The organism is Marinobacter sp. BSs20148, from assembly GCF_000283275.1.
Taxonomy (GTDB): domain Bacteria; phylum Pseudomonadota; class Gammaproteobacteria; order Pseudomonadales; family Oleiphilaceae; genus Marinobacter; species Marinobacter psychrophilus.
Genome location: NC_018268.1, coordinates 530,353 through 553,596 on the forward strand (window position 1 = coordinate 530,353; position 23,244 = coordinate 553,596).

A 23,244-nucleotide genomic window follows, 5' to 3' on the forward strand; every position below is an offset into this window, starting at 1 on the left:
TTTACAGCAGCGGAGCGGCCAGGCGTATGGCGCGGCAGGTAATGCGAAACGCCAAGGAACGGTCGCGATAATCGCGCTCGTCCATCAAGTGGGACTGTTTGAAGTCCTCGGTTAGCATCGCGTCTACTTCCTCGACAAACTTGCCTGATGTGTTGATTGCCGTAATTTCGAAATTTAGGCGCATGGAGCGGTTGTCCAGATTGGCCGTGCCGACCGCGGTGTAGCGGTCGTCCACCAGAATCACCTTCTGGTGCATGAAGCCGGGCTGATAACGATAAATCTGAATGCCAGCCTGGCAGGCTTGTACCAGATAGGAATAGGCCGCCAGGCCAATGATGCGGCTGTCGGATTTTTCCGGAATTAAAATTCTGACGTCTATCCCTCTCAGCGCCGCCAGCTGCAGGGCGTTCATCACTTGAACATCGGGCACGAAATAAGGTGATGCAATCCACACCCGCTCGCGGGCATTGTTGATGCAGTTGAGGAAAAACAGCGTACAGCTTTCCCAGCTGTCGGCGGGCCCGGTGGGCATAATCAGAATTCGCTCGTCACCCGGGGTTTTGTGATGGGGTGCCCAGTTCAGCTCTGGAAAGGTGTCGCTGGCCCAGTTCCAGTCTTCTAGCCAGGCCAGTTGTAACCCGGTTACCGCGGGGCCTTCAATGCGGCAGTGGGTGTCGCGCCAGGGTTCCTGGTCCATGGTGGCGCCCAGATACTCGTCTGCCAGATTAATACCGCCAACAAAGCCTACCTTGCCATCACACACCAGAATTTTGCGGTGATTGCGAAAATTCATCTGAAAGCGCCAGCGGCGCACATTGCCATCGCCAAAGGCGGCGGTGTGGGCGCCGGCTTGTGTCAGTTCCCTGATGTATTTGCGAGGCAAGCCAAAGCTGCCAATGTTGTCGTGCAAAAACCACACCTCCACTCCTTCCGCCAGCTTGCGTTCCAGAATGGACTTTATGCGCTGCCCAACACGGTCAGAGCGGACAATGTAGAACTCCAGCAGGATGTAGTGCTGGGCGTTTTCCATGCAGTCAAACAGGGCGTCGAAAGTCGCTTCGCCGTCGCGCAATAAAGTGCTGTGATTGCCTTCGGTAAATGACTGGCGAGCCAGCTTGCTGAGCACTTGAAGTTCATCGCTGAAATGTTCGTGCGCCGGTGAGCGTAATGAGGTTTCTTGCTGCTCAAATCGGTTCAGCAGATTGGTCAGCGCCTCGTCGCCCATGCGTCGCGCTTTAACGTACCCACCAAAGCGTGAACGCCCAATAAGCAAGAACAGTGGCAGCGTAATCCACGGCAGCGCCAGCAAGGCGAAAACCCAGGCCAAAGCCCCCTGTGCCGTGCGATAAGTCATCAGAATCCGGTAGATGCACACCAGAGATGCCACGTACACCAGAGTAACAATAACGGCAATCAGTGAGAATTCGGGCATCTGGATTCCTGTATTGGAGGGCACTGCAGGCGCGGCGTTGTAATGGGTCAAGATAGCATGGCGCCCATCATCGAGCACTGCGTGTGGAGCTGCGTCCTATGTAAGGTGCGCAGGATCTTTGTCGATGCGGCTGTTCCAATGCTAATCTAGCGACCAAAAGCGCCGTAAGGAAATATCTGATGACAGTTGAACTCAATGCCCGCCAAACCGGGCCGGCCGAATCCGGGCGTTTGCCATTAATTGTCTTGCACGGGTTGTTTGGCTCGCTGGACAACTTGGGCGGGATAATCCGTCGTTTGGAAGACCGTTGGCAGATTCACGCCCTGGATCAGCGTAATCACGGCCAGTCGCCCCACACCGACACCATGGACTACCCGGCCATGGCGGCAGACGTACTGGCCTACATGGATAAGCAGGGCCTTGAACGCGCCTGCCTGCTGGGCCATTCCATGGGGGGCAAAGTGGCGATGCAGCTGGCATTACTGGCGCCGGATCGAGTTGACCGTGTGATTGTTGCCGATATTTCACCAGTCGCTTACAAACCGCGCCACGATGCCATTCTTGAAGGGCTCAAAGCCATGGACTTAAGCGCGGTAAGCTCGCGCACCGAGGCGGACCGACAGATGGCAAACTTTGTGGTCGACGCCGGCGTTCGCCAATTTCTGCTGAAAAACCTGGAGCGGATTCCGAAGGAGCAAGCGATTGAAGGCGGGCCGGTCTTTCGCTGGTTGCTGAACCTGACGATAATCGAGTGTTGCTATTCGCAGCTCGCCGATGCTCCGCAAGGTGAAGGCCCGTTTGAAGGGCCGGTGCTGTTTATTAAAGGCGCCGATTCGGCGTATCTGCAAAGCAAGCATAAAGACACTATTTTGCAGCTGTTTCCCAGTGCCAGCGTAAAGGTGATTGAGGGTACAGGCCATTGGCTGCACGCCGAAAAACCGGACACCTTTGCCACCTTGTGTGTGGACTTTCTTGCCACTGACGATTGAGTCAATATAAGGCTAAGCGTGATGTCTTGAATCATGGGCCACACCGCCTTATCTGATACACTCAAAATGCGCAGAGTTCACTATTATCTCTGCCGAACGATGACCGACCCCTTTGCCGGAGCACCCCATGGAAGACACCGTTAACACCAGCATGCGAAAAGTAGTTTACGAGGAGTTTGGTGACCGTGATGTTTTGCAGCTTGTTGATGCTTTAGTGCCTGAGCCTCAGGCGGGCCAGGTGCTGATCAAGGTCCACGGCGCCGGGCTTAACCCGATTGACTGGAAAACCCGTAAAGGCTTGGGTTTTGTGGCCAAGCAGCTGAGCGAACAAGATCTGCTGCCGTGGACGCCGGGTTATGATCTGGCCGGTGAAGTTGTCAGCGTAGGCGATAATGTAAACACCTTGGCACCCGGGGACCGGGTGATGGGGCTGGCAGGTTTCGCCCTGACGGGCGGCAGCTATGCCAGCTATGCGCTGGCCCAGGCTGATGAACTGGCCATTGTGCCGGAAAACCTGGATTTGGTGACTGCCGGGGCGTTGCCGTTGGCAGCGCTGACGGCCTGGCAGGCGTTATTCGAGGTGGCTGACCTACAGTCCGGTCAAAAAATTCTGATTCACGCCGGCGCCGGCGGTGTCGGGCACTTGGCCGTGCAATTTGCCCTGACCCAGGGCGCCCATGTCATTGCGACCGCCTCGAAGGACCACCACGATTTTCTGGACCGCCTGGGTGTGCACGAAATCATCGATTACACCACCACCGACGTAGCTCAGGAATGTTTTGGCCTGGATGTGGTGTTGGACCTGGTGGGCAGCGATGCTGGTCGGCGTTCTTTAAACTGTTTGGGTGAAAAAGGTGTGCTGGTAACGGTGCCCACTGTGACCGCAGATGTGATTATCTGTGCCGCCGAAGCCATGGGCCTGAGAGCCCACGGCATGACGGTGCGCCCGGATGTGTTTCATCTTGAGGAAATCGCCGAACTGATTGAAGACGGCGATGTCACCGTTCATATCGAAAAGGTGTTTTCACTGGCCGAGGTCGCGGCCGCCCACGAGTTGCTGGAAGGCGGCCACGTTTGCGGCAAGCTGGTACTGGACTGCCGCGACTGATTGGTTATTTTGCGCCATTGCCTTCGGCGTTTTCACGGTCTTTGCGTTCTTTGCGCTCTTTTGGTGCGCGGGCCGGAACTAGGCTGATCAGCGTGGAATCCTCACCGGGCTTGAGTTTGTCCATGGATTTCACTGGGGTAATGCGGCCTTTGCCATCAAATATAAACAGTACTAGGGCCTGGCTCTGGTACTTGTCCAAAAAGTTTTGATAGCTGAACTCATCGCTAAGCTCGGTGGTTTTTACCGAGTAGCCCTGGCTTACCAGGCTGGCCAGTTTGGCGTAGCTGACGCCGTTGAAAAGGCCCCGTGTCTGTTGGATTTTTTCGGCTGTTTGATGACGCGCTTTCTGGTCCTGATCGCCTTCTGCCAAACTGTAAACGCTGTTGTCACCAAACCAGTCCAGGAAGTGATAGGTGGCTAGGGAATTCATGTGTTTGTAGGGTGAAATAACCAGCAGGTTGCCGACTCCGGTCAAATCCAGCTGGTTAGACGCGTGCTCAGACACTGGGTTACCAAAGTACACCTGCAGATTCTCCATTCGCGCCTGGCGCACGTTCTCCCAGTTGGTGTCTGTAAGCACCACTGGGACCTCGTGTTTTTTTAAGGTAAGACCAATCATTCGTGCCACTGGGTTGGCCCCCAGAATCAGAAACCCGAACTCTGACGGCTCCGCTACATTTAATAGGTTTGCCAGCGGCCGAGCGGTCAGACTCTGAATGGTTACGGTGGCAATAATCAGCATGAATACCAGCGGTACAATAGCTCCCGCACCATCATAGCCCACTTTTTGCAGTTGGAAGGCGAACAGTGCAGACACCGCTGCGGCAACAATGCCCCGCGGTGCTATCCAGCTTAAGAACAGTTTTTCGCGCCAGTTCAGATTGGTACCAATAGCCGATAGAAAAATGCTCAGAGGCCGCGCTACGAGCATCAATATGGCTAATACCCAGGCTAAGCCCCAGCCCAATTCGGCTATTGCAGAAAATTCGATGCGCGCCGCCAGAATAATAAATAGTGCAGAAATCAGCAGTACGCTCAGGGATTCCTTGAATTCCAGAATGCTGTCGACTGGCACCTGTTTCATATTCGCCATCCAGATACCCATGATGGTCACCGTCAGCAGGCCGGATTCGTGCGCCAGTTCGTTCGACAGTGCATACACGCCGAGCATGAAGGTCAGCGTGCCGGCATTGTGCAGGTATTGGGGTATCCAGTGTTTACGCAGCACCTGACCGTTCAAATAGCCCGCAGCCGCACCTAAAAAAGTGCCTACCGCGATGGTTTTGGCAAAAATGTACAGGGAGTGGCCAAACACATTGCCCTGCCCCCAGGACACAATGCCCTCGAACACCAGTACTGCCAGCAGGGCGCCAATGGGGTCAATAATAATGCCTTCCCATTGAAGAATATTAGCGAGTTTCGAGCTGGGCCGGACCGAACGCAGCAGCGGCGCAATCACGGTAGGGCCTGTAACAATGGATATGGCGCCAAACAGCAGGGCGATTTCCCAGGAAATGCCCAGAATATAGTGCGTCGACAAGGTGCCGATGGTGCCCGTAACAATCGCGCCAATGGGGAGCAAATTGCGAACCATTTTGCCGTGGCCGCGAATTTCGGCAAAGCGCAGCGTCAGGCTACCTTCAAACAGGATAATGGCCACAGCCAGTGACACCATCGGGAATAGTAGGTCGCCAAACACATCTTCGGGATTCAAATAGCCCAGCATCGGGCCCGACGCAATACCGCCAGCCAGCAAAAACAGTATGGCTGGCATACGTACGCGCCAGGCCAGCCATTGGCAAAATAGTGATAGCACACCGATAGAAGCGAGCAGCCAAACAGTGCTTACGGGCATAGAAATCGGTTCCGTGAATTAGGGTTGGGCGCGTTGTGCGATTTTGTTAAGCAGCCGCGAGGCCGCAAAAAACCCGAAGCTGGCAGTCACCGGGCTGGCGGCGCCAAAGCCGGTGGCGCAATCGAGCCGAACTGGGCCCGCGTTAACCGGTTTTTGCAGGCAGGTTGTACCGTCGGCGGCGGGATACGTCAGCTGTTCAAGCGAATATACGGCTTCTATGCCAAAACGCCGTTGCGGATTACGTGAAAAACCGTACTGTCGGCGCAGCAGGTTGCGCACTTTAGCCAGCAGTGGGTCTTGGGTGGTTTTGCTTAGATCGGCCACGCGAATTTGGGTTGGGTCCATTTGCCCTCCGGCGCCGCCTGCACACACAATTGGCAACTTGTTGCGCTGGCAGTAAGCCAATAAAGCGGTTTTTGGCTTCACACTGTCGATAGCATCGATGACACCGGTGATGTCGGCGGTTATCCGTTGCGGGATGTTATCGATAGTAATAAACGCAAACTGGGTGCGAATATCGGCGGCAGGATTGATGGCCCGCAAACGCTCGGCCATGGCATCGGTTTTGGTTTTACCGTACTGGCCACTGAGCGCGTGCAGTTGGCGGTTGGTGTTGGATACACAGATATCGTCCATATCAATCAACGTTAGCGTGCCAATACCGCTGCGCGCCAAAGCTTCCGCTGCCCAGGAACCCACTCCGCCAAGGCCGACAATGGCAATGTGGGCCTGGCGAAAGGCCTCAAGTGCACTGCGGCCATACAGGCGCTCAATGCCGCCAAAGCGGAAGGCGTAATCGTCGGCGTTCATAATCTCTCCAATGGGCTTTAGCCTGCTATTGTAACCCAGCGCTGGCAGATACAAAAAAGCTGAAATCATGAAGCAATGGTCCGGAATGTTGACTCTTTGAGCTGTGGCAGGCGTAACGTTTATGGCTCAAAGCATGGTTGAGCTCTGCATGGCAACGAACAGCCGTGCACAATTCTTTTAAACGGACCTTGGTGAACGTTATGCGAATTTTGATTGCGGGTGTGTCTGGCGCGATTGGCGCAGCACTGGCCGAAAACCTCGGGGCCCGAGCCGATGTTGAAATTATAGGCCTTTGCCGTCAGCCGGAAAAAGCGTCGGCGTTTCTGCGCGAGCAACATCAGGTATTGGCTTGGGATGCAGAAAAACCCGAGGCCTTGGGTCAGGTTGCTGCGGAATTGGCCGCTATTGCGCCAAAAGCAGAAGGGCTGGATATGATTATCTACGCTGCAGGCATACTGCACGGCACAAATATGAAGCCAGAGAAGCGCCTGGAAGATTTACAGGCGAGTTCCCTCGTGCGTGCTATGGCAGTGAACGCCAGTGGTTTCGGATTGTTGGTGCAAGCGTTATTGCCTTGGCTGCGGCACAAGCGCGCAAAGCGCATTGTGGCGATTTCCGCCAAGGTAGGTGGCATTGGCGACAACCGCTTGGGGGGTTGGTATGCCTATCGTAGTTCCAAAGCAGCACTGAACATGCTGGTAAAGACGCTGTCTGTGGAATTACCCAGGCGTATGTCGCCGGTGGCCTGTATTGCGTTACATCCGGGTACAACTCGTTCGGCACTAAGTGAGCCGTTCTCTCAATCGCTGGCTAACTTGGAGGTTCACGATGCCTGTGAAACCGCCGTTAACCTGTTGGCAGTGATTGACCACATTGACGAATCGGCGAATGGCAGCTTTTTATCGTGGGACGGCAGCACACTGCCTTGGTGAAGACAGCGTGCTGATAGTGATTTTATTGGTTAATCCGTAACCTTGCTCAGCTCATGAAAGGGTTGAGCAGCCGGGTAAAGGTACCCGTTAGTTTCAGCGGCGCACTAAGCACTGACAACGTAATGCAATCTTCGTGGCCAACAGCGATCGGGCGGTGATTGTCATTCTCGTCAAGCACTGCGAAATCCCACTGATTGAAGATACCGTTCTGGTCAGAAAATGCACCCTGCAAAACGATCGTGGTCTCAGTTCCACGGTGGGTGTGGGCAGGCGCTTTGCCTCCAGAGGACAATTTTTGCAATACCACTCTCTCTGCCTGTCCGGGGAAACGATCAGTTACGTCAAGCATGCTGACATCGCCCAGTTGGCGCTTCCAAGGCAAATCGTTGATGTCGCAACCCAACAACTTCTTAATAAGGTCTCGACGCTGCTGCGGGGCTTCTACAGGCACTGTGTCGCTGTCAATACGAGCAAGAATTGCGTCTAAGGTGGACGCAGCCGGCTCGGAACCTGCAGTCAAGGGTTGTTGTTCCAAGATTACTGCACCCAAGCTCTCTAATGTGTCTACTCTACTGCTGCAAAGCGGACACTTTTCAAGATGTAGCCGTATGCACAGGGCGTGAGGGTCAGACAACGTACCCGCACTGAATTCCATCAGGCTTGTACCTTCGGGGTGATGCCGTGTCATTGGTTTTGATCCTGCAAAATCACTTTCAGTTTGTTGAGTGCCAGACGGACCCGGCTTTTTACTGTTCCCAGAGGTATTCTCAGTTCGTCAGCAACCATCTGATGAGACTTGTTTTCCATATACACTTTGGCAATGACAGTCGTTTGTTCTTCTGGTAACAAACTGAGAGATTCACGTACTCGGCGTTCCGACATCAAGCGAACCAGCGACGTAACGGGCTCGTTTTCGTGATCGCCGGGGATCTGCCACAGATCTTCAGTCTCTACTGATATTTCAGCGCTGATACGCTTCATTTTGCGCAACATATCAATACGCTGGTTTCGCGCAATGGTAAAAATCCAGGTAGATGCCGCCGCTTTGCGCCAATCATAGAGGCACGACCGGCGCCAGATCGATACAAATACTTCCTGCACAAGCTCTTCCGCGTGATTCGCCATGCCGTTGGCCATGGCGTAATACTTAATCTGCGGGCCGAAGTGCTCGAACAGCTGATGATAAGCTTGTCTATCTTGGTTTTTCCCTACTTTTACCAACAGGTTACTCCAAGGGTCGTTACGCCCTTCGGATTTAACCGGCTTCTGCTCCAGTGTTGTCACCGGATGCTCCTTGGCTGTTGCATGATTTGAGCTATGTATTGTCATCATTCTATGCACTCATCCCAAGTTTGTCAGGTAAAATTGTACGCCCAGCTGATGCGCCCGGATCACCATCCGCCGTGGATTATCCCTAAAACCCGGAGAAATCGTTGGTGATGGTCGTCGGTGACGGCTGCCGCTTTGAGCTACTCCACCACCCAGATCCGCTTCAGCGTCAGCTCGTCGGGGTTAAACTGGTACACGCTTATGCCACCGGTGGACTGGTGGCCCATGGCCAGAATGCCGGCCTCTGGTGATGGGGCTGATGGTGGTATGGGTCTTGACTGAGTTGCCAGCGAACTTTGCAACAGGGCTCTACGTTTTGTAACGCCAAAGTACAACGCCGGGAAAATTGGATGAAAAACGCAGATCACTGACCGGGGGAACGATAGGCGTTTTATCTGTAGTAGGGCGCTTATCAACGACACCGTCGCCCTTACCCGCGGTTATAAGAAATCGTTGTCCGACAGGTCAAGATTCAGAAGTTTGCCGCTCCCCATAAGGCTAGGGCTGTGGCATTTTGACTTAATATTGCCCAAGGAATCTTTTTTCCTGTTCTTTAACCTGGGAAAAGTGTCGGATTTCTAAAATGGAGGCCTCAAAACGCGAAGGGGCGCCCATTTGGGCGCCCCTTGTCACTGATGTTCACAGCTTTACTATTTGGTGCTAACAAACTCCGGATAGGCTTCCATGCCGCATTCGACAATATCGACGCCCTCGTACTCTTCCTCTTCGCTGACGCGTAAGCCCATGACAGCCTTAATGATGCCCCAGGTAACCAGGCTGGCCAAGAATACCCAGCCAAATATGGTGGCTGCGCCAATCAACTGGCCACTGAAGCTTGCGCCACTGTTGGTGATTGGTACGAGTAGCAGGCCCAGCAGACCACAAACGCCGTGTGCTGAAATAGCGCCGACCGGATCATCAATGCGCAGTTTGTCCAAACCGATAATGCTAAACACGACTGCTATACCGCCGAGCGCACCCCAAAGGGTTGCCTGCAGAGCCGTTGGTGTGGATGGCTCGGCGGTAATAACCACCAGACCAGCGATAGCGCCGTTCAGCAACATGGTTAAGTCTGCTTTACCAAACAATATGCGAGCGGTAATCAGCGCGGCAATGGAGCCACCCGCAGCAGCGGCGTTAGTGTTCAAAAACACCATGGCGACCGAGTTGGCACTGGCGATATCACCCAGTTTAAGTACCGAACCGCCGTTAAAGCCGAACCAGCCCATCCAAAGAATAAAGGTGCCCAGAGCTGCCAGAGGCAGATTGGCGCCGGGAATAGCGCGGATTTCGCCGTTCGGACCGTACTTGCCTTTGCGCGCTCCGAGCAGAATTACGCCTGCCAGAGCAGCTGCAGCACCGGCCATGTGCACAATGCCGGAGCCGGCAAAGTCACTGAAGCCAAGGTCACCCAGGTTATACAGGCCGAACACATCATTACCGCCCCAGGTCCATGAACCTTCCATTGGGTAAATAACGCCGGTCATTACTACTGCAAAGGCCAGAAATGCCCAGAGTTTCATGCGCTCAGCGACAGCGCCGGAGACTATGGACATAGCCGTCGCTACAAATACGACCTGAAAGAAAAAGTCTGATGGAGCAGAGTAGATGGAACCGCCTTCAAAACCGTCTTCACGGCCGGCAAAGTCGGCAAGCACTGAGGCTGTGTCTGTTTCACCGATGCCTGACAGCATGATTGAGCCGTCATACATAATTGCGTAACCACAAACAAGATACATGATGCAGGCAATGGAATACAAAGCCACGTTTTTGGTGAGAATTTCGGTGGTATTTTTAGCGCGTACCAAGCCAGATTCAAGCATGGCAAAGCCTGCAGCCATCCACATGACCAAGGCACCGCACATCAGAAAATAAAAGGTATCCATCGCGTACTGTAACTGAAAGACGTTGCTTTCCATAAAGACCCTCCGCACAAGGCTCTGTTTAATAAAATAAGGTTTTTGCGTTGGCAGTTAAGGCGAGAGAGCGATTTTAAACCGCTTCTTCGCCGGTTTCGCCGGTACGAATCCGGATCGCCTGCTGCAGCTCGGTCACGAAAATCTTGCCGTCACCGATTTTTCCAGTGTTGGCGGCTTTAGTAATGGACTCGATTACTTGGTCCATCAGATCATCGCCAATGGCGACTTCTACTTTCACTTTGGGCAAGAAATCCACCACGTATTCGGCGCCACGATACAGTTCGGTGTGGCCCTTCTGGCGCCCGAAGCCTTTAACTTCTGTAACAGTGACACCCTGAACACCGATCTCGGACAAGGCTTCACGCACGTCGTCCAATTTGAATGGCTTGATGATTGCTGTAATCAGTTTCATTGATTTCTCCTTAGTAAAGCTGTTCCAACCGGCAGCGCCATGGGGCTGCTGACTGGGACCCGGATGCGGCCACCCCGCACGGCAATTGTGCGGATTGTGTATGGGGCTTAAGCATCGGATGTGCCAACGCAAAAAAATAGTTTAAAAACATATGGATAAAAGTAATTCAGTGGTCCTAGGCTGGCCTTGCCTGCACCATAGTAGTGCGTTTTTAGCGCCATGGGATCATAATGGCGCGTTCGACTACAGTCTTCGCTTTTTATTACTCTGCGGGATCACCTCCACCGTCTCAGTATGGCAGGGCAGGCGGTGTGATACACTGCCAAGTGACGATTCTGCGATAGATAGGGCCTTTAAAGCCGCTGCCGCAAAGCTTGTTTAAGCGTGTTTACATAAATAAGGGGTGTTCATGAAAGGTCCACAGGACATTTTTTCCCAATTGCAGGGTCGGTTTGGTCAATTCGTACCGGATATGGCCCGTGCTGCCAAAGACGACTTTGAAGCACAGGCGCGGGCCAGTGTAGCCTCGGTGTTGTCGCGTCTTGAGTTGGTTACTCGTGAAGAGTTTGATGCCCAGCAAGCGGTATTGTTAAAAACCCGCGCCATGGTGGAAGCACTGGAAGCCCGCGTAACCGAACTGGAGCAGTCAACCAAAGGCTGACGGAAAATAATAACCATGGAAGGTTGCTATGCTTGCTATTGTTCAAACCCGTGCCTGTGTTGGCGTATCTGCGCCGGCTGTCAGCGTTGAAGTGCACCTGTCCGGCGGTTTGCCTGCACTGTCGATCGTAGGTCTGCCAGAAACGGGCGTGCGCGAAAGTAAAGAACGAGTGCGCAGCGCTCTGATTAACGCCGGTTTTGATTTCCCCGCACGTCGTATCACCATCAATCTTGCCCCTGCCGACCTGCCCAAAGAGGGTGGCCGTTTTGACTTGCCAATTGCCCTTGGCATTTTGGCGGCTTCTGGCCAAATTCCGGCCGCGGCGCTGAGCACCTACGAGTTTGTCGGTGAGCTGTCGCTAGATGGCGCATTGCGCCCGTTGAAAGGTGTATTACCGGCGGTTCTGGCGGCCCGCGCAGAGGGCCGCCAACTTTTGGTGCCCCAAGCCAATGCCGCCGAGGCAGCATTGGCCAGTGAACACGACGTATTGGCCGCCAGCCATTTGTTGGCTGTGTGCGAACATTTGCATGGTCGCGCTCGGCTTGTGCCGCTAGCGCCTGCGGATTTAAGCGGCGCCGACAGCGGACAAGCGACAATTGGGCCGGATTTAGCCGATGTTCGGGGCCAACAGGTGCCGCGCAGGGCGTTGGAGGTGGCCGCGGCAGGCGGTCACAATCTATTGTTTTTCGGCCCGCCTGGAACCGGTAAAAGCATGCTCGCCAGCCGTCTGCCGGGCATTATGCCGGCGCTTGCCGACACCGCTGCGATGGAAGTGGCGAGTGTGCATTCTGTAGCCGGCCTGGCAGTGGCCGAGGGCGGTTGGCGCCAGCCGCCTTTTCGGGCGCCACACCACACGGCTTCGGCGGTGGCTATGGTCGGTGGCGGCAGCAGTCCGCGGCCCGGGGAGATTTCTTTGGCTCATCGCGGCGTGCTGTTTTTGGACGAACTTCCGGAATTTGAACGGCGGGTGCTGGAAGTGCTGCGTGAACCTATGGAAACCGGCGAAATTCACATCAGCCGAGCTGCACGCCAGGTTACATTCCCCGCCCGCTTTCAGGTTGTCGGTGCGATGAACCCGTGCCCCTGTGGTTACAGCGGCCATCCCACTATCGAATGCCAGTGCAGTCCCGCTCAAATTGTTCGTTATCGTTCGAAGATCTCTGGCCCGTTGTTGGACCGTTTCGATTTGCACGTAGAAGTGCCGGTGCAAGGTGGTGATGTGTTTATGCAGCACGGTGAGCCCGGCGAGAGCAGCGCTCAGGTGCGGGCGCGAGTTGTAGCGGCTCGTTGCTTGCAGAACGCCAGAGGTGCGTTGAACGCCGAGTTGTCGGGCAAGGCGCTGCAAATGGCTTGTCAGCTTGATAGTGACAGTGAGCAACTGCTGTTGCGGGCAATGGAAAAACTCGGGCTGTCTGCTCGTGCCTTGCATCGGATACTACGGGTGGCACGCACACTGGCGGACCTCGATGCCAGTGCTGACGTAGCCCGCGCCCATCTGGTGGAAGCCTTGAGTTATCGGCAGCTAGACCGCCGCAACGGCCAAAGTTCTCTGGTTTCGTCTTGAGCCGCAGTCGTTAGCTCACCCTGTACTCTGGTGCTCAGGCGTCTGGTAAACTGGCTATATCGATTCGCCAGAATCCGCCAGCAGCAGTTTGAGGATGCATAATGACTGAAGAAAATACCCCAAAGGATCACGCCAAAAACGGCCGTTCCGATGAGTCCCCGGTAACCACCCGCCGTGGTGTACGCAGTTTTGTGTTGCGTCAGGGCCGGATGACTGAGGGCCAGCGCAAGGCCTACGAACGCAACTGGCCCAAATTCGGCCTGACTCGAGAACACGGCATGATTGATCCGCGTCAGGTGTTTGGCCGCGATGCCATGCTCAATCTCGAAATAGGTTTTGGTATGGGGCGTTCGCTGGCGGATATGGCTGAGGCCGCGCCAGAGCAGGACTTTATCGGTGTAGAAGTGCACCTGCCGGGCGTAGGTGCCTTGCTGAAAGAAATCGCTGATCGTGGATTAGAAAACATCCGCATTTACAGCATTGATGCCAACGATGTGATCGACCTGTGTCTGGCGGATGCCTGCCTTGACCGGGTAATGGTGTTTTTCCCGGACCCTTGGCACAAAAAGCGCCACCATAAGCGCCGCTTGGTGCAGCAGGAATTTGTTCAACGTCTTCGCCACAAGCTTAGAGTTGGAGGCATTCTGCACTTGGCGACCGATTGGGAAAATTATGCCGAACACATGATGGAAGTGATGGCTGATTCGGAAGGCTTCGCCAACACCCAGAGTGAAGGTGGTTTCTCGCCAAAGCCGGAAGGCCGCCCGGTGACCAAATTTGAACAACGCGGTGAACGCCTGGGCCACGGTGTCTGGGATTTGTTGTTTTATCGCACCAACTAATAAGTAGCCAGCACAACACCCGGTTACGGTTCGTTGGCCGTCGTTTTTGAACATGCTTGCCAGTTCACGCGTGAGTAAGCGGATGTCGCCGGGCGGCGCGAATAATCACCAGGCCCGCGCTGCCCAGCAGCAAACCGGTAAATTTCACCAGCGCAGAAAATGTGGCAGCCAGGCTGAATAGGTCGTTTGGCTCTTTCAAATTGTTCAGTAGCAACAGATTTTCAATGCAATCGCTGACAGCCGCCAACGCAAAGAGAATAAGCACCCAGCGGCCTGCTGTGCGCTCGCGCACACCGGGGCGGTCTATCAGAAGCCGGCGGGTTAGTAGAAGCAAGGTAATGGAATAGAGCGCAACCATTAAGAAATCTAAAAGCAACGAGATTCTGGCCCACGCCTGTTGTTGCGGGCTCCAGCTTTGCAATATATCGCGGGTATATGCGGCGTTGCCGGCCAGTTGTAGATTAACAATACCTTGAGGCGCTTGGGGCGTATGGAGCAACTGGTTGATCAGCAGCAGGGCGATAGCGAGAAGTGCTGACAGCGCAAAGCCGACTTTTAGTCGCTCAGAGAGGCGCCGCCGAGTGCGCTGACTGTCCGGCGGGCGTTGAATTGGGGCAGATTTCATCGGGTGTGCTCCCTTGCCGCTGGCGCCAAGATTATTGCCGCCATTATCATCACTGGCATCACGTTGCCATCACGTTGCAATCACTACAGCAGTCTACAAAAACCGCTGCAGCAGGCTGTTCAAATAGCGTTGGCCGAGTTCGGTGGCCTGAATGCGTTGAGGGTGCATTAAACCCTCCTGCCTTAATGTTTCAAGTTGTACCGCAATCGTGCTTAAGGGTAAACCTGTGCGTTGTTGAAACAGGTTTTCGGGCACGCCCGCGCCAAGGCGCAGCGCGTTCATCAGAAACTCTAGCGGCCGCTCTGCCACTGCTATCGCCTCACTGCCGGCGGTGCGGCTGCCTATTCGATTTAAATAGGATTGCGGTTGGCGGGTTTTCCAATAGCGCAAAATTTGGCCATCCGGCCGACTGATCTTACCGTGTCCTCCGGCGCCTAGGGCCAAATAGTCGCCAAACGTCCAATAATTCAGATTATGGCGCGATGCCATATTCTGTTGGCTCCAGGCGGATACCTCGTAATCGGTAAAACCGTGGCTGCGCAGGTAGTCGCCGCCTTGGCTGAAAATATCCCACAGCCGATCGTCGTCTGGCAGCTCCGGTGGCTGGCTGTAGAACTCGGTGTTGGGCTCCACCGTAAGTTGATACCAGGACAAGTGCGGTGGTTGATACGATAGGGCCTGAGCCAGATCGTCCAGTGCCTGTTCAGGCGTTTGCCCTGGCAAGCCGTGCATAAGATCGATATTGAAGTTGTCAAAGCCGGCCTGGCGCGCTGCTGTTATGGCGTTGTGGGCGGCCTGGCTGTCGTGAATGCGCCCAAGCACCTTTAGGTGCTCTGGGTTAAAGCTTTGCACACCTATCGACAGCCGGTTGATACCGGCCTCGCGGAACGCCTCAAAACGGCCTTGCTCGAGAGTGCCAGGATTTGCCTCCAGAGTGATTTCAGCGTCTGCCGCAAATTCCAGCTTTGTTTTTAGCTGGCGAAACAAATCTCTGTAAAAACCACCGCTCATCAGCGATGGCGTGCCACCGCCAATAAACACCGTTTGTATGACGCGGCCTGCGGCCAGGTGCAAATCCTGATCAAGGTCGTCCAGCAGCGCCTTTAAATACGCACTTTCAGGGATGTCCCCGGTAATAGCATGGGAATTGAAGTCGCAATACGGGCATTTGCGCACGCACCAAGGCACGTGCAAATACAGGCTCAGCGCAGGCTCAACGGCCGCAGGTGTCGGGTCTAAGCTCAAGGTGCGTCCTGCAGTTCGCGTTTCAATTGTTCGGTCATCATCGCTAGTGCTTGGCCGCGGTGGCTAAGCTGGCCTTTTTCTGCGCGGCTTAACTCGGCGGCGCTGCAGTTGCGCTCGGGCACAAAGAATATCGGATCGTAACCAAAACCGCCGGCGCCGGAAGCCTGGCGCAATATACTGCCGTGCCATTGGCCGTGGCACACCAGCGGCGTAGGGTCATCGGCGTGGCGCAAGTAAACCAGAACACTGTGGAATTGGGCGCTGCGTTTGCCGTCTGGCACATTGGCCATGTTGGCTAACAGCGCATTCAGGTTGTCTACATCGCTGGCGTCGTCCCCGGCATAACGCGCTGAACGCACGCCTGGCTGGCCGCCCAGGGCGTCTACAGCTAAGCCGCTGTCGTCTGCCAATGCTGGTAGGCCGGTAATACGGGCCGCGTGGCGGGCTTTAAGGATGGCATTTTCCACAAAGGTGACCGCCGGTTCTTCGGCTTCACCCACGCCCAGTTCGCCTTGGGCAACGGGCGCCAGCCCCAATGGGGCCAGAAGATCATTGAATTCTGCAATTTTGCCAGGGTTGTTGCTGGCAATAACCAATGTCTGGGGCATTGAAGGCTCAGTTGTTAAAGGCTTAGTCGTTAAACAGGGCTTGGGAAAATCGTACCGGCAGCTCTTGGTCGTGACCCGTTGGGCGCGCGGTAACATTGAACGTCAGCAATTCAGCCGTGCCATACTGGTACTCGGCAATAAAGTATACCGCGCTGCCTTCTTGTATGCGGCGAAATGCCAGAAAGCGAACTTGCTGGATGTCGTTGGTGACTCGGCCCTCTACCTGGCCCGCTACCGGCGACAAAGAACCGTTGGCGCTGGTTTGCATAATGGCAACGTTCACAATGCCGATGCCTTTACTGCGTTGCAGATTGTTTTCTTTCGCTATTTCCGGTGTCAGGAACGTGCTGGGTAGCACGCTCCAGGAAACGGTGTATTCACCGAAGTTCTTACTGTCGGCTTGGGCCAAGCCAGCGCAGCACAGAAGTACCAGCGCAAAAGCCGAACGCATGAAAACCGAATGTTTGGCAATCATCATTGTGAATTCTCCCTTGTGATGCGGTAAATCGCAATTTCGCCTAGCAGGTTTGGCCACAAACGGGCCACCCAGCTGTTCTGATGCTGGCCGTCTACAACCTTGCGGCTGGTGATGCGTATGCTTTTCTGGCGGCACAGAGCTTCAAAGTCTTGGAACGTACAAAGCCGTATGTTGGGGGTGTTGTACCACTTATACGGAAGCGCTTCGGATTCGGGCATGCGCCCGCTCAACGCCAATCCCCAACGCAGGCGCCAATGGGCAAAGTTGGGAAAGGTCACTATGCCTTCGTTGCCCAGACGCAGCATTTCGTCCAGTACTTTGTCGGGCCGGCGTACCGCTTGCAGGGCCTGGGTCATTAGCACGACATCGAAACTATTGTCGTCAAAGTTGGCCAGCCCCTGAGTGTCGAGGTTCTGTTCTATCACTGATACGCCGCGGCTCATACAGTGTGTGATATGCGCCGGATTAATTTCCAGGCCGTAACCGCTTGCGCCGCGTTCGCGTTGCAGAAAATCGAGCAGCGTGCCGTCACCGCAGCCCAGGTCCAATACGTGATGGCCTGGTTTTATCCACTGTTGGATAATTTCAAGATCGGCTCTCATGCTCCAACCTCCCGCGCAACACGGTCCATGTAGGCGGTAAATACATCGGTATAACGTGGCGTGGGAATCAAAAACCCGTCGTGGCCCCAGGGAGCATCAATTTCAGCGTAACTGACTTTGCGGCGTGCGGCGATCATGGCTTTAACCAACTCTTCAGAGCGCTCTGGTGCAAAGCGCCAGTCGGTGCTGAAGGACAACACCAGGAATTCGCACCGTGCGCCCTGCAGGGCTTTGGCCAGGTCGCCGCCGAATTCGTAGGCGGGGTCAAAGTAGTCCAAGGCCTTGGTCATTAGCAGATAGGTGTTAGCATCGAACGATTCGGAAAAGCGTTCGCCCTGATAACGCAGGTAGCTTTCAACTTGAAATTCCGCGTCGTAACCGAATTTGTAGGCTGTTTCACGTAACTCACGGCCAAACTTTTCGCCCATGGAAGCGTCAGACAGATAGGTAATGTGGCCTACCATGCGCGCCAGCATCAAACCGCGCCGGGGTAGCGTAAAATTGTCGCTGTAACGCCCTGCGTGAAATTCCGGATCACTCGTAATGGCCTGTCGCGCTACCTCGTTAAAGGCAATGTTCTGAGCGCTCAGGCGCGGCGTTGACGCGATAACCGCCGCGTGGCGTATGCGCTCGGGATAGGTAAGGCTCCATTGCAGTGCTTGCATGCCGCCTAGCGATCCGCCCACCACCGCAGCCCAGCATTCTATGCCGAGCTTGTCGGCCAGCCGCGCCTGGCTGTTGACCCAGTCAGTTACCGTGACAACTGGAAAGTCCGGGCCATACAGTGAATCCGTGTCCGGGTTGGTGCTGCTGGGGCCGGTGCTGCCGTGGCAGCCCCCCAGATTGTTAAGGCTCACCACAAAAAAACGGAGGGTATCAATGGGCTTTCCGGGACCAATACAGCTGTCCCACCAGCCTGCTTTGCGTTCGTCGGCGCTGTGATAACCAGCAGCGTGATGATGGCCGCTAAGGGCGTGACAAATCAAAATCGCATTGCTGGCGCTGGCATTCAGTTCGCCATAGGTTTCCACTACCAGCTCATAGCGGTTCAGCACCTTGCCGCAAGCAAGCTCCAGCGGTGTATCAAAATGGTAGGTCTGCGGGGTAACAAGCCCAACAGAATCTGCGGGCAATGGATCGGGCATTGGCGCGATAACTTCCTGGCTGGAATCGAGAGATACGGATGCGCCACAGAGGAACGGCGCTCGAGCGTTTTAGTGTAAAGGCGGCAGCTGTGAGCTGCAACTGCCGCCGGTGAATCACCTGGCGCTGGAAAGGTTAACTGCTTTTTGATGAGCGAGGGATGGTGCGGGCTTGCGAATTTGACGGTGTATGGCTTCTGCCAGTTCTAGCTGGCGCTGCAGATCGCTGATGGCATCCTCAAGGCGCTTTGTTTCGGCCCGGCCGTGGCGATCATTGTTTGCCAGCTCTTTTAACCGTCCGATTTGGTGTTGCAGCAGTTGTTTTTGTTCAAGCGTGTACTGCATCACCGGCAGTAGCGCTTGTCGTGGCCAGCGTTCCGCGTCTTTTTGCGCTATCAGATACAGATTACGCACTTCGTTAATCATCAGGTTGGAAAACCGCCGCACCAGTACTGACTGTTCGGTGAGCAAATTGCGGGGGTTGCTGCGAAAGCTCTCCGATTTCTGGCGCAGCTTGCGGATGGCGATTACATGACGGCCAGCCCGGAAGGGCGTTGGCTCTAGGTGGCGAGCACCAGGGTCATCGCTGTAGCGTTTGTAAATGGCCGTCACCATGCGCTCCGCAAGCCTGCTTTCGGTCAGCAGGTGGGAAAGATCGCCTTCCAGACCGTCAAAAAACTGATCTATTGCCCGGTTCATACCCATTGTGGTCCAGCTTTTGGACATGTTTTCGCGCACCCGGGTCACTTGGGTTTCAAAATGTGTCGCAGCTACCAGCCCTTGCAGGGTTGCGCCCTGAGCCTCCACCAGGCGGCGACTTGACCGCAGAATGATCAGTTTTTTATGGTAGAACTCGTAATCGATCTGGGTTTTTTCCGCCAACCGTTTCAGCCGCGCTTTGTCGGGGGACGGCCCGCTGCAGGCCTGCTGTTCCTCGTGCATCGCGCTCAGCTGGCTATGAAGAGCGGCTTGGCTGTTTTGAAGCATAGCGAGCAGGTCATTGATCAGGTTGCTGGTAATCAGCTTTTCCTTGTGAGACAGAATGCGCTGAATGATCAGTTCTTCAAGTTGTTCGATCCCTGAGCGCTGGAATAGATCAAAATCGTTTTTTACGCGCCCGATCAAGCCTTGTTTGGCTGACACGGGAATCACATCTTGTGGTTGAATACCTAATTGGTCGGCGCTGTAATCACGTACTCTTTCGATGGCCTGTCGGGTGCCGGCCTCACCTTGAAGCTCGTCCCACAGCATGTCTATTTTATTCATCACCGCAAAGCGACCGGCACGGTGATCGGCTTGGTCTGTGGCAATAAAGTCACGCCAGATGGCCAAATCGCTAGCGGTTACGCCGGTGTCGGCGCTGAGTACAAATATGATGGCATGGGCTTTTGGCAGCAGGCTGATGGTCAGTTCCGGTTCAGAGCCCAAGGCGTTAAGGCCAGGAGTGTCCAGAATGCGCAGGCCGCGTTCAAACAGCGGGTGGCGAATGCTGATCTGCGCGTTACGCCAGGCCGGTATTAGAACCTGGCCGGGATTGGCACGGTCGAGCTCCAGCATTTGCTCGTCGAAGCCCAACATGCGTGCTGAAGCAAGTGTGACGCTTTTTACCCGCGCCACTTCTTCTAATATCTGACGCATTTGGTCCGGGGTTTCCGGGTCTAGCTGATGTTTTGACCAGCGCTCGGGTTGGGCCCGCAGCTGCTGCAATGAGAGTTCACCCATGCGGGTTTCTATGGGCAACAGCAGTAAATAGTTTTGCTGATGGATGCGGTCAAAAAATAGCTCGGTAGGGCACATAGTGGTGCGTCCGGCCTGGGAGGGCAGCATGCGCTGACCGAAGTCGGAAAAGAACAGAGCGTTGATGAGCTCGGTTTTACCGCGGGAATATTCGCCGACAAAAGCGATGGTTAGCTCGTCTTCCACCAGAAGCCGCAGGCCTTCGTGAATACGCTCACTGATGTCGTCAGAAAAAAGCTGGTTATCTTGTAGCCACAAACGATAGCGGCCGATCTGCCGGATCAGCTCTTTTTTCCAACTGTGATAAATTTCTACTTGGTGAGACAGGGCCCCATGAGGTGTCATCGTAGAGTCCTTGAGCATGTTCGAGCCGCACCGGAACGAAAGGCGAAAGCCATGGCGCATGACTTTTAATGTTACTACTGACACGGGCAAAATATGTAGCCCATCAAGCGACATTTTATTTTGAAAAAATGATTAAGTTGGCAGAAATAGGGCGTTAAAAATAAAAAAACCTGCTGAATCAGTAGGTTGATTCAGCGGGCTGGTGCAGCGTTGCGGCTTTTTTGATTGTTAAAAAATGTAATTATGAGACTTGGGTTACATTCCTGCCAGCAGCGCCGGCATGCCGGTGGCTACCTTCATGTGATCAATCATCACAGTAATTACCTGCAGTATCAGAAATACAATAATAGGCGACAGGTCCAAGCCGCCCAGTGATGGCATCACTTTGCGAACCGGGCGCATCACCGGTTCGGTAATCTGGGCCACCAACTGTATCGCTGGGTGGCTGCTGCCGGGTGCGATCCAACTGATAACCACGACGGCAATCACCGCCCAGAAATACAGACTTGCTATCAGTCCCGCCACATTCAACACGGACCAGGACAACAACCACGCCGGATTGAACAGCGCAGCGCCAGCGTCATACAGCAGCAATACCAAGGCAAAGGTGATGGCCTGAATTAGTATGACCAGCACGATAGCTGCACCGTCAATACCGCCCCAGCCGGGAATCACCTTGCGCACAACACGCAGCGGAGGATTGGTGACCTTCACCACGAACTGCGAAATGGGATTGTAAAAATCGGCTCGCGCCAGCTGTAACAAAAACCTCAGCAATACCAAGGTCATATAGAATGACGACGCGATCGACAAAATTGTGAGCAGAATCTTCGGCAGCATCAGCGGGTGTCTCCGTTTGCTATGGTTATTTACCGGCCAGTTCTTTGGCCATTTCCTGGGAGCGGGTATAGGCCGCGGAGTAGGCTTTTTGCACCAGTTCGCGCAAACCGCCTTGCTCGAAAGTATTCACCGCCTGCTCGGTGGTGCCACCGGGTGACATTACATTACGTTTGAGTTGCGCCGGTTCCAGGTCACTGCGAGCTGCCATTTCTGCGGCACCTGCCATGGTTTGGATGGCCAGTTCACGGGCTGTTTCTGCCGCCATGCCAGCGTTAGTGGCGGCTTCTTCCAAAGCTTCCAACATTAAGAAAAAATAGGCGGGACCACTGCCAGACAATGCGGTTACTGCGTGTAATTGTTCTTCCTGCTGCACCCAGTTGGCCGAGCCTATGCTGTCAAAGATGGCGGCAACGTCGTTTTTTTGCTGTTCGCTGACCCGTGAGTTGGCAAACAAGCCCGCGGCTCCTTTGCCCACCAGTGACGGCGTATTGGGCATCACCCGCACCATGGGTACGCCACCGCCAAGCCATCCGTCGATAGTGTCGGCGGTCAGGCCTGCGGCGATTGAAACCATCAGTGGCCGGGTATTGCGCACCACCGCGGCAATATCTTCACACACACTGGCCATTACTTGAGGCTTTACCGCCAATACAACAATGTCAGATTGTTGGGCGCAGTAGCGGTTGTCGGTGGTTACGCTGATGCCGAAACGCTTGCGCAAGCCTTGCAGATGCTCGTCGTCTGGGGCGCTGACCCAAATTGCGCCGGCTTTATAGCCACTATCCAGCATGCCGCCAATAATAGCGCTCGCCATATTACCGGCACCAATAAATGAAATGGTCGGTGATTTGCTCAAGATTCACTCCAGGGTTGGACCCAATCGAAAAATGGTTGTGCCTGCTACAGATCATAACAGGAACCGATGTTTTCAGCTCTTTTGCTGGCGTGGACCAAACACCGCCGTGCCTACCCTCACCCAAGTCGAACCCTCGCCAATGGCCAGCTCCAGATCGTCAGACATGCCCATAGACAAGGTGTCCAGGGGCCCGGAGCCGGGCTGATCCTGGCGCAACTGGATCAAGGCATTGTTCATGGCCCGAAAGCTTTCGCGCAATGCAGCTTCTCCGCGCTCTGGGTCTGGAATCGCCATAAGCCCGCGCAATGTCAGTTGCGGCAGTTCGGCAATCGCGGCTACCAGCGCTGGCAATTCATTCAGCGAGCAGCCGGATTTGCTGGGTTCATTATCAATATTAACCTGTAGGCAAATATTCAAGGGGGGCAAAGCAGTGTCGCGCTGGTCGTTTAGGCGGCGGGCTATTTTCAGGCGTTCAACACCGTGTACCCAGCAAAATGCAGACGCTATTTGTGCGGTTTTATTGGATTGAATCGGCCCTATGAAATGCCAGCGCAACTCCGGTATATCCTGCAGGTTCGCTATTTTATCCAGCGCCTCTTGCAGATAGTTTTCACCGAAATCCTGCTGGCCTGCCGCCACGGCTTCACGCAACTCGTTCGCCTGGCGGGTTTTGCTAACCGCCAACAAGCGCACAGAATGGGGTTTTCGACCCGTTTCTAGTGTTGCTTTTTCGATGCGCTGGGTTACCCTACTGATGTTGTCTGCTATGCTGCTCATGGTGTGAAATCGCTCTGCTTGTACAGCTTTAGGTATCTTTACACGTTACCTGCAGGTTACTGAAATGCCAAGTGATCACCGGTTTTGATAGGCCGGTTACGGCAGCCGGCGAAAAAGAAAAACTCCCGGGGTACTC

General features: G+C 54.6%; 24 protein-coding genes. 7 read left to right on the plus strand and 17 right to left on the minus strand.

The genetic code is table 11. From position 1 onward, the window contains the following. Position 1: 1 nt before the first annotated feature. Complete coding sequence (gene cls / locus MRBBS_RS02330; RefSeq protein WP_014869829.1) at positions 2-1,432, minus strand: cardiolipin synthase; 1,431 nt, start codon at positions 1,430-1,432, stop codon at positions 2-4. A 179-nt stretch (positions 1,433-1,611) separates the two neighbouring features. Between cls and MRBBS_RS02335 the strand changes: the two genes are divergently transcribed. Further along, entirely contained in the window at positions 1,612-2,421 is an 810-nt protein-coding gene (locus tag MRBBS_RS02335; protein ID WP_014869830.1) for an alpha/beta fold hydrolase, read from the plus strand. Between the two features lie 127 nt (positions 2,422-2,548). Beyond that, the gene (locus tag MRBBS_RS02340; protein ID WP_014869831.1) at positions 2,549-3,529 is read left to right on the plus strand and encodes an NADP-dependent oxidoreductase; all 981 of its coding nucleotides are present in this window, start codon (positions 2,549-2,551) and stop codon (positions 3,527-3,529) included. Positions 3,530-3,533: 4 nt separating this feature from the next. Here the strand turns inward: MRBBS_RS02340 and MRBBS_RS02345 are convergent, their stop codons facing one another. Further along, a complete protein-coding gene (locus tag MRBBS_RS02345) occupies positions 3,534-5,384 on the minus strand; it encodes a cation:proton antiporter (RefSeq protein WP_014869832.1) in 1,851 nt (616 codons plus the stop codon). Positions 5,385-5,402: 18 nt separating this feature from the next. Continuing rightward, entirely contained in the window at positions 5,403-6,197 is a 795-nt protein-coding gene (tcdA, locus tag MRBBS_RS02350) for a tRNA cyclic N6-threonylcarbamoyladenosine(37) synthase TcdA (protein WP_413540183.1), read from the minus strand. Positions 6,198-6,394: 197 nt separating this feature from the next. Between tcdA and MRBBS_RS02355 the strand changes: the two genes are divergently transcribed. Next, positions 6,395-7,126, plus strand: coding sequence for an SDR family NAD(P)-dependent oxidoreductase (locus MRBBS_RS02355; protein ID WP_041635036.1), 732 nt, complete (start codon positions 6,395-6,397; stop codon positions 7,124-7,126). Positions 7,127-7,172: 46 nt separating this feature from the next. Here the strand turns inward: MRBBS_RS02355 and MRBBS_RS02360 are convergent, their stop codons facing one another. Beyond that, positions 7,173-7,814, minus strand: a complete 642-nt coding sequence (locus MRBBS_RS02360; RefSeq protein WP_014869835.1) for a ChrR family anti-sigma-E factor — start codon at positions 7,812-7,814, stop codon at positions 7,173-7,175. Further along, positions 7,811-8,410 (minus strand): sigma-70 family RNA polymerase sigma factor, encoded by a 600-nt coding sequence (locus MRBBS_RS02365; RefSeq protein ID WP_014869836.1) that lies wholly within the window; start codon positions 8,408-8,410, stop codon positions 7,811-7,813. The genes MRBBS_RS02360 and MRBBS_RS02365 overlap by 4 nt, the downstream gene beginning before the upstream one ends. 149 nt (positions 8,411-8,559) lie before the next feature. On the opposite strand from MRBBS_RS02365, the gene MRBBS_RS19600 reads away from it, so the two are divergent. Continuing rightward, complete coding sequence (locus tag MRBBS_RS19600) at positions 8,560-8,706, plus strand: hypothetical protein (RefSeq protein ID WP_187290770.1); 147 nt, start codon at positions 8,560-8,562, stop codon at positions 8,704-8,706. Between the two features lie 399 nt (positions 8,707-9,105). Here MRBBS_RS19600 and MRBBS_RS02370 read toward each other — a convergent pair whose 3' ends face one another. Both MRBBS_RS02370 and glnK read right to left on the minus strand, forming a co-directional pair. Further along, a complete protein-coding gene (locus tag MRBBS_RS02370; RefSeq protein ID WP_014869838.1) occupies positions 9,106-10,374 on the minus strand; it encodes an ammonium transporter in 1,269 nt (422 codons plus the stop codon). Positions 10,375-10,447: 73 nt separating this feature from the next. Further along, positions 10,448-10,786: a P-II family nitrogen regulator gene (gene glnK / locus MRBBS_RS02375; protein ID WP_007350272.1), complete on the minus strand. Its 339-nt coding sequence runs from the start codon at positions 10,784-10,786 to the stop codon at positions 10,448-10,450. A 409-nt stretch (positions 10,787-11,195) separates the two neighbouring features. On the opposite strand from glnK, the gene MRBBS_RS02380 reads away from it, so the two are divergent. The 3 genes from MRBBS_RS02380 to trmB all read left to right on the plus strand — a co-directional run bounded on the left by MRBBS_RS02380 (position 11,196) and on the right by trmB (position 13,853). Continuing rightward, the gene (locus MRBBS_RS02380) at positions 11,196-11,447 is read left to right on the plus strand and encodes an accessory factor UbiK family protein (RefSeq protein ID WP_014869839.1); all 252 of its coding nucleotides are present in this window, start codon (positions 11,196-11,198) and stop codon (positions 11,445-11,447) included. Positions 11,448-11,475: 28 nt separating this feature from the next. Then, entirely contained in the window at positions 11,476-13,011 is a 1,536-nt protein-coding gene (locus MRBBS_RS02385) for a YifB family Mg chelatase-like AAA ATPase (protein WP_014869840.1), read from the plus strand. A gap of 101 nt (positions 13,012-13,112) precedes the next feature. Continuing rightward, positions 13,113-13,853 (plus strand): tRNA (guanosine(46)-N7)-methyltransferase TrmB, encoded by a 741-nt coding sequence (gene trmB, locus MRBBS_RS02390; protein ID WP_014869841.1) that lies wholly within the window; start codon positions 13,113-13,115, stop codon positions 13,851-13,853. A gap of 64 nt (positions 13,854-13,917) precedes the next feature. On the opposite strand, the gene MRBBS_RS02395 is transcribed toward trmB, so the two are convergent. From MRBBS_RS02395 to MRBBS_RS02440, 10 genes are all read right to left on the minus strand, one after another. Continuing rightward, complete coding sequence (locus MRBBS_RS02395) at positions 13,918-14,478, minus strand: hypothetical protein (RefSeq protein ID WP_014869842.1); 561 nt, start codon at positions 14,476-14,478, stop codon at positions 13,918-13,920. A gap of 93 nt (positions 14,479-14,571) precedes the next feature. Continuing rightward, positions 14,572-15,723: a radical SAM family heme chaperone HemW gene (gene hemW, locus MRBBS_RS02400; protein WP_014869843.1), complete on the minus strand. Its 1,152-nt coding sequence runs from the start codon at positions 15,721-15,723 to the stop codon at positions 14,572-14,574. Next, positions 15,720-16,331, minus strand: coding sequence for an RdgB/HAM1 family non-canonical purine NTP pyrophosphatase (gene rdgB / locus MRBBS_RS02405; protein WP_014869844.1), 612 nt, complete (start codon positions 16,329-16,331; stop codon positions 15,720-15,722). Before rdgB ends, hemW begins: the two co-directional genes overlap by 4 nt. A gap of 22 nt (positions 16,332-16,353) precedes the next feature. Further along, entirely contained in the window at positions 16,354-16,809 is a 456-nt protein-coding gene (locus MRBBS_RS02410; RefSeq protein WP_014869845.1) for a DUF4426 domain-containing protein, read from the minus strand. Then, complete coding sequence (metW, locus tag MRBBS_RS02415; protein ID WP_014869846.1) at positions 16,806-17,411, minus strand: methionine biosynthesis protein MetW; 606 nt, start codon at positions 17,409-17,411, stop codon at positions 16,806-16,808. The genes MRBBS_RS02410 and metW overlap by 4 nt, the downstream gene beginning before the upstream one ends. After that, positions 17,408-18,556, minus strand: coding sequence for a homoserine O-succinyltransferase MetX (gene metX, locus MRBBS_RS02420; protein WP_014869847.1), 1,149 nt, complete (start codon positions 18,554-18,556; stop codon positions 17,408-17,410). The genes metW and metX overlap by 4 nt, the downstream gene beginning before the upstream one ends. A gap of 114 nt (positions 18,557-18,670) precedes the next feature. Beyond that, positions 18,671-20,635 (minus strand): dynamin family protein, encoded by a 1,965-nt coding sequence (locus MRBBS_RS02425; RefSeq protein ID WP_014869848.1) that lies wholly within the window; start codon positions 20,633-20,635, stop codon positions 18,671-18,673. A 255-nt stretch (positions 20,636-20,890) separates the two neighbouring features. After that, positions 20,891-21,475: a YggT family protein gene (locus tag MRBBS_RS02430; RefSeq protein ID WP_014869849.1), complete on the minus strand. Its 585-nt coding sequence runs from the start codon at positions 21,473-21,475 to the stop codon at positions 20,891-20,893. Positions 21,476-21,500: 25 nt separating this feature from the next. Further along, positions 21,501-22,331, minus strand: coding sequence for a pyrroline-5-carboxylate reductase (gene proC, locus MRBBS_RS02435; RefSeq protein ID WP_014869850.1), 831 nt, complete (start codon positions 22,329-22,331; stop codon positions 21,501-21,503). A gap of 72 nt (positions 22,332-22,403) precedes the next feature. Then, positions 22,404-23,108: a YggS family pyridoxal phosphate-dependent enzyme gene (locus MRBBS_RS02440; RefSeq protein WP_014869851.1), complete on the minus strand. Its 705-nt coding sequence runs from the start codon at positions 23,106-23,108 to the stop codon at positions 22,404-22,406. Positions 23,109-23,244 lie beyond the last annotated feature (136 nt).

Coding starts and splice junctions, on each gene's coding strand:
- MRBBS_RS02430 (WP_014869849.1), bottom strand. CDS start 21,475: ATGCTGCCGAAGATTCTGCTCACAATTTTGTCGATCGCGTCGTCATTC.
- MRBBS_RS02360 (WP_014869835.1), bottom strand. CDS start 7,814: ATGACACGGCATCACCCCGAAGGTACAAGCCTGATGGAATTCAGTGCG.
- MRBBS_RS02380 (WP_014869839.1), top strand. CDS start 11,196: ATGAAAGGTCCACAGGACATTTTTTCCCAATTGCAGGGTCGGTTTGGT.
- glnK (WP_007350272.1), bottom strand. CDS start 10,786: ATGAAACTGATTACAGCAATCATCAAGCCATTCAAATTGGACGACGTG.
- MRBBS_RS02410 (WP_014869845.1), bottom strand. CDS start 16,809: ATGATGATTGCCAAACATTCGGTTTTCATGCGTTCGGCTTTTGCGCTG.
- MRBBS_RS02340 (WP_014869831.1), top strand. CDS start 2,549: ATGGAAGACACCGTTAACACCAGCATGCGAAAAGTAGTTTACGAGGAG.
- MRBBS_RS02395 (WP_014869842.1), bottom strand. CDS start 14,478: ATGAAATCTGCCCCAATTCAACGCCCGCCGGACAGTCAGCGCACTCGG.
- rdgB (WP_014869844.1), bottom strand. CDS start 16,331: ATGCCCCAGACATTGGTTATTGCCAGCAACAACCCTGGCAAAATTGCA.
- cls (WP_014869829.1), bottom strand. CDS start 1,432: ATGCCCGAATTCTCACTGATTGCCGTTATTGTTACTCTGGTGTACGTG.
- metW (WP_014869846.1), bottom strand. CDS start 17,411: ATGAGAGCCGATCTTGAAATTATCCAACAGTGGATAAAACCAGGCCAT.
- MRBBS_RS02355 (WP_041635036.1), top strand. CDS start 6,395: ATGCGAATTTTGATTGCGGGTGTGTCTGGCGCGATTGGCGCAGCACTG.
- MRBBS_RS02425 (WP_014869848.1), bottom strand. CDS start 20,635: ATGACACCTCATGGGGCCCTGTCTCACCAAGTAGAAATTTATCACAGT.
- MRBBS_RS02345 (WP_014869832.1), bottom strand. CDS start 5,384: ATGCCCGTAAGCACTGTTTGGCTGCTCGCTTCTATCGGTGTGCTATCA.
- MRBBS_RS02335 (WP_014869830.1), top strand. CDS start 1,612: ATGACAGTTGAACTCAATGCCCGCCAAACCGGGCCGGCCGAATCCGGG.
- MRBBS_RS02385 (WP_014869840.1), top strand. CDS start 11,476: ATGCTTGCTATTGTTCAAACCCGTGCCTGTGTTGGCGTATCTGCGCCG.
- metX (WP_014869847.1), bottom strand. CDS start 18,556: ATGCCCGATCCATTGCCCGCAGATTCTGTTGGGCTTGTTACCCCGCAG.
- trmB (WP_014869841.1), top strand. CDS start 13,113: ATGACTGAAGAAAATACCCCAAAGGATCACGCCAAAAACGGCCGTTCC.
- MRBBS_RS02440 (WP_014869851.1), bottom strand. CDS start 23,108: ATGAGCAGCATAGCAGACAACATCAGTAGGGTAACCCAGCGCATCGAA.
- MRBBS_RS02370 (WP_014869838.1), bottom strand. CDS start 10,374: ATGGAAAGCAACGTCTTTCAGTTACAGTACGCGATGGATACCTTTTAT.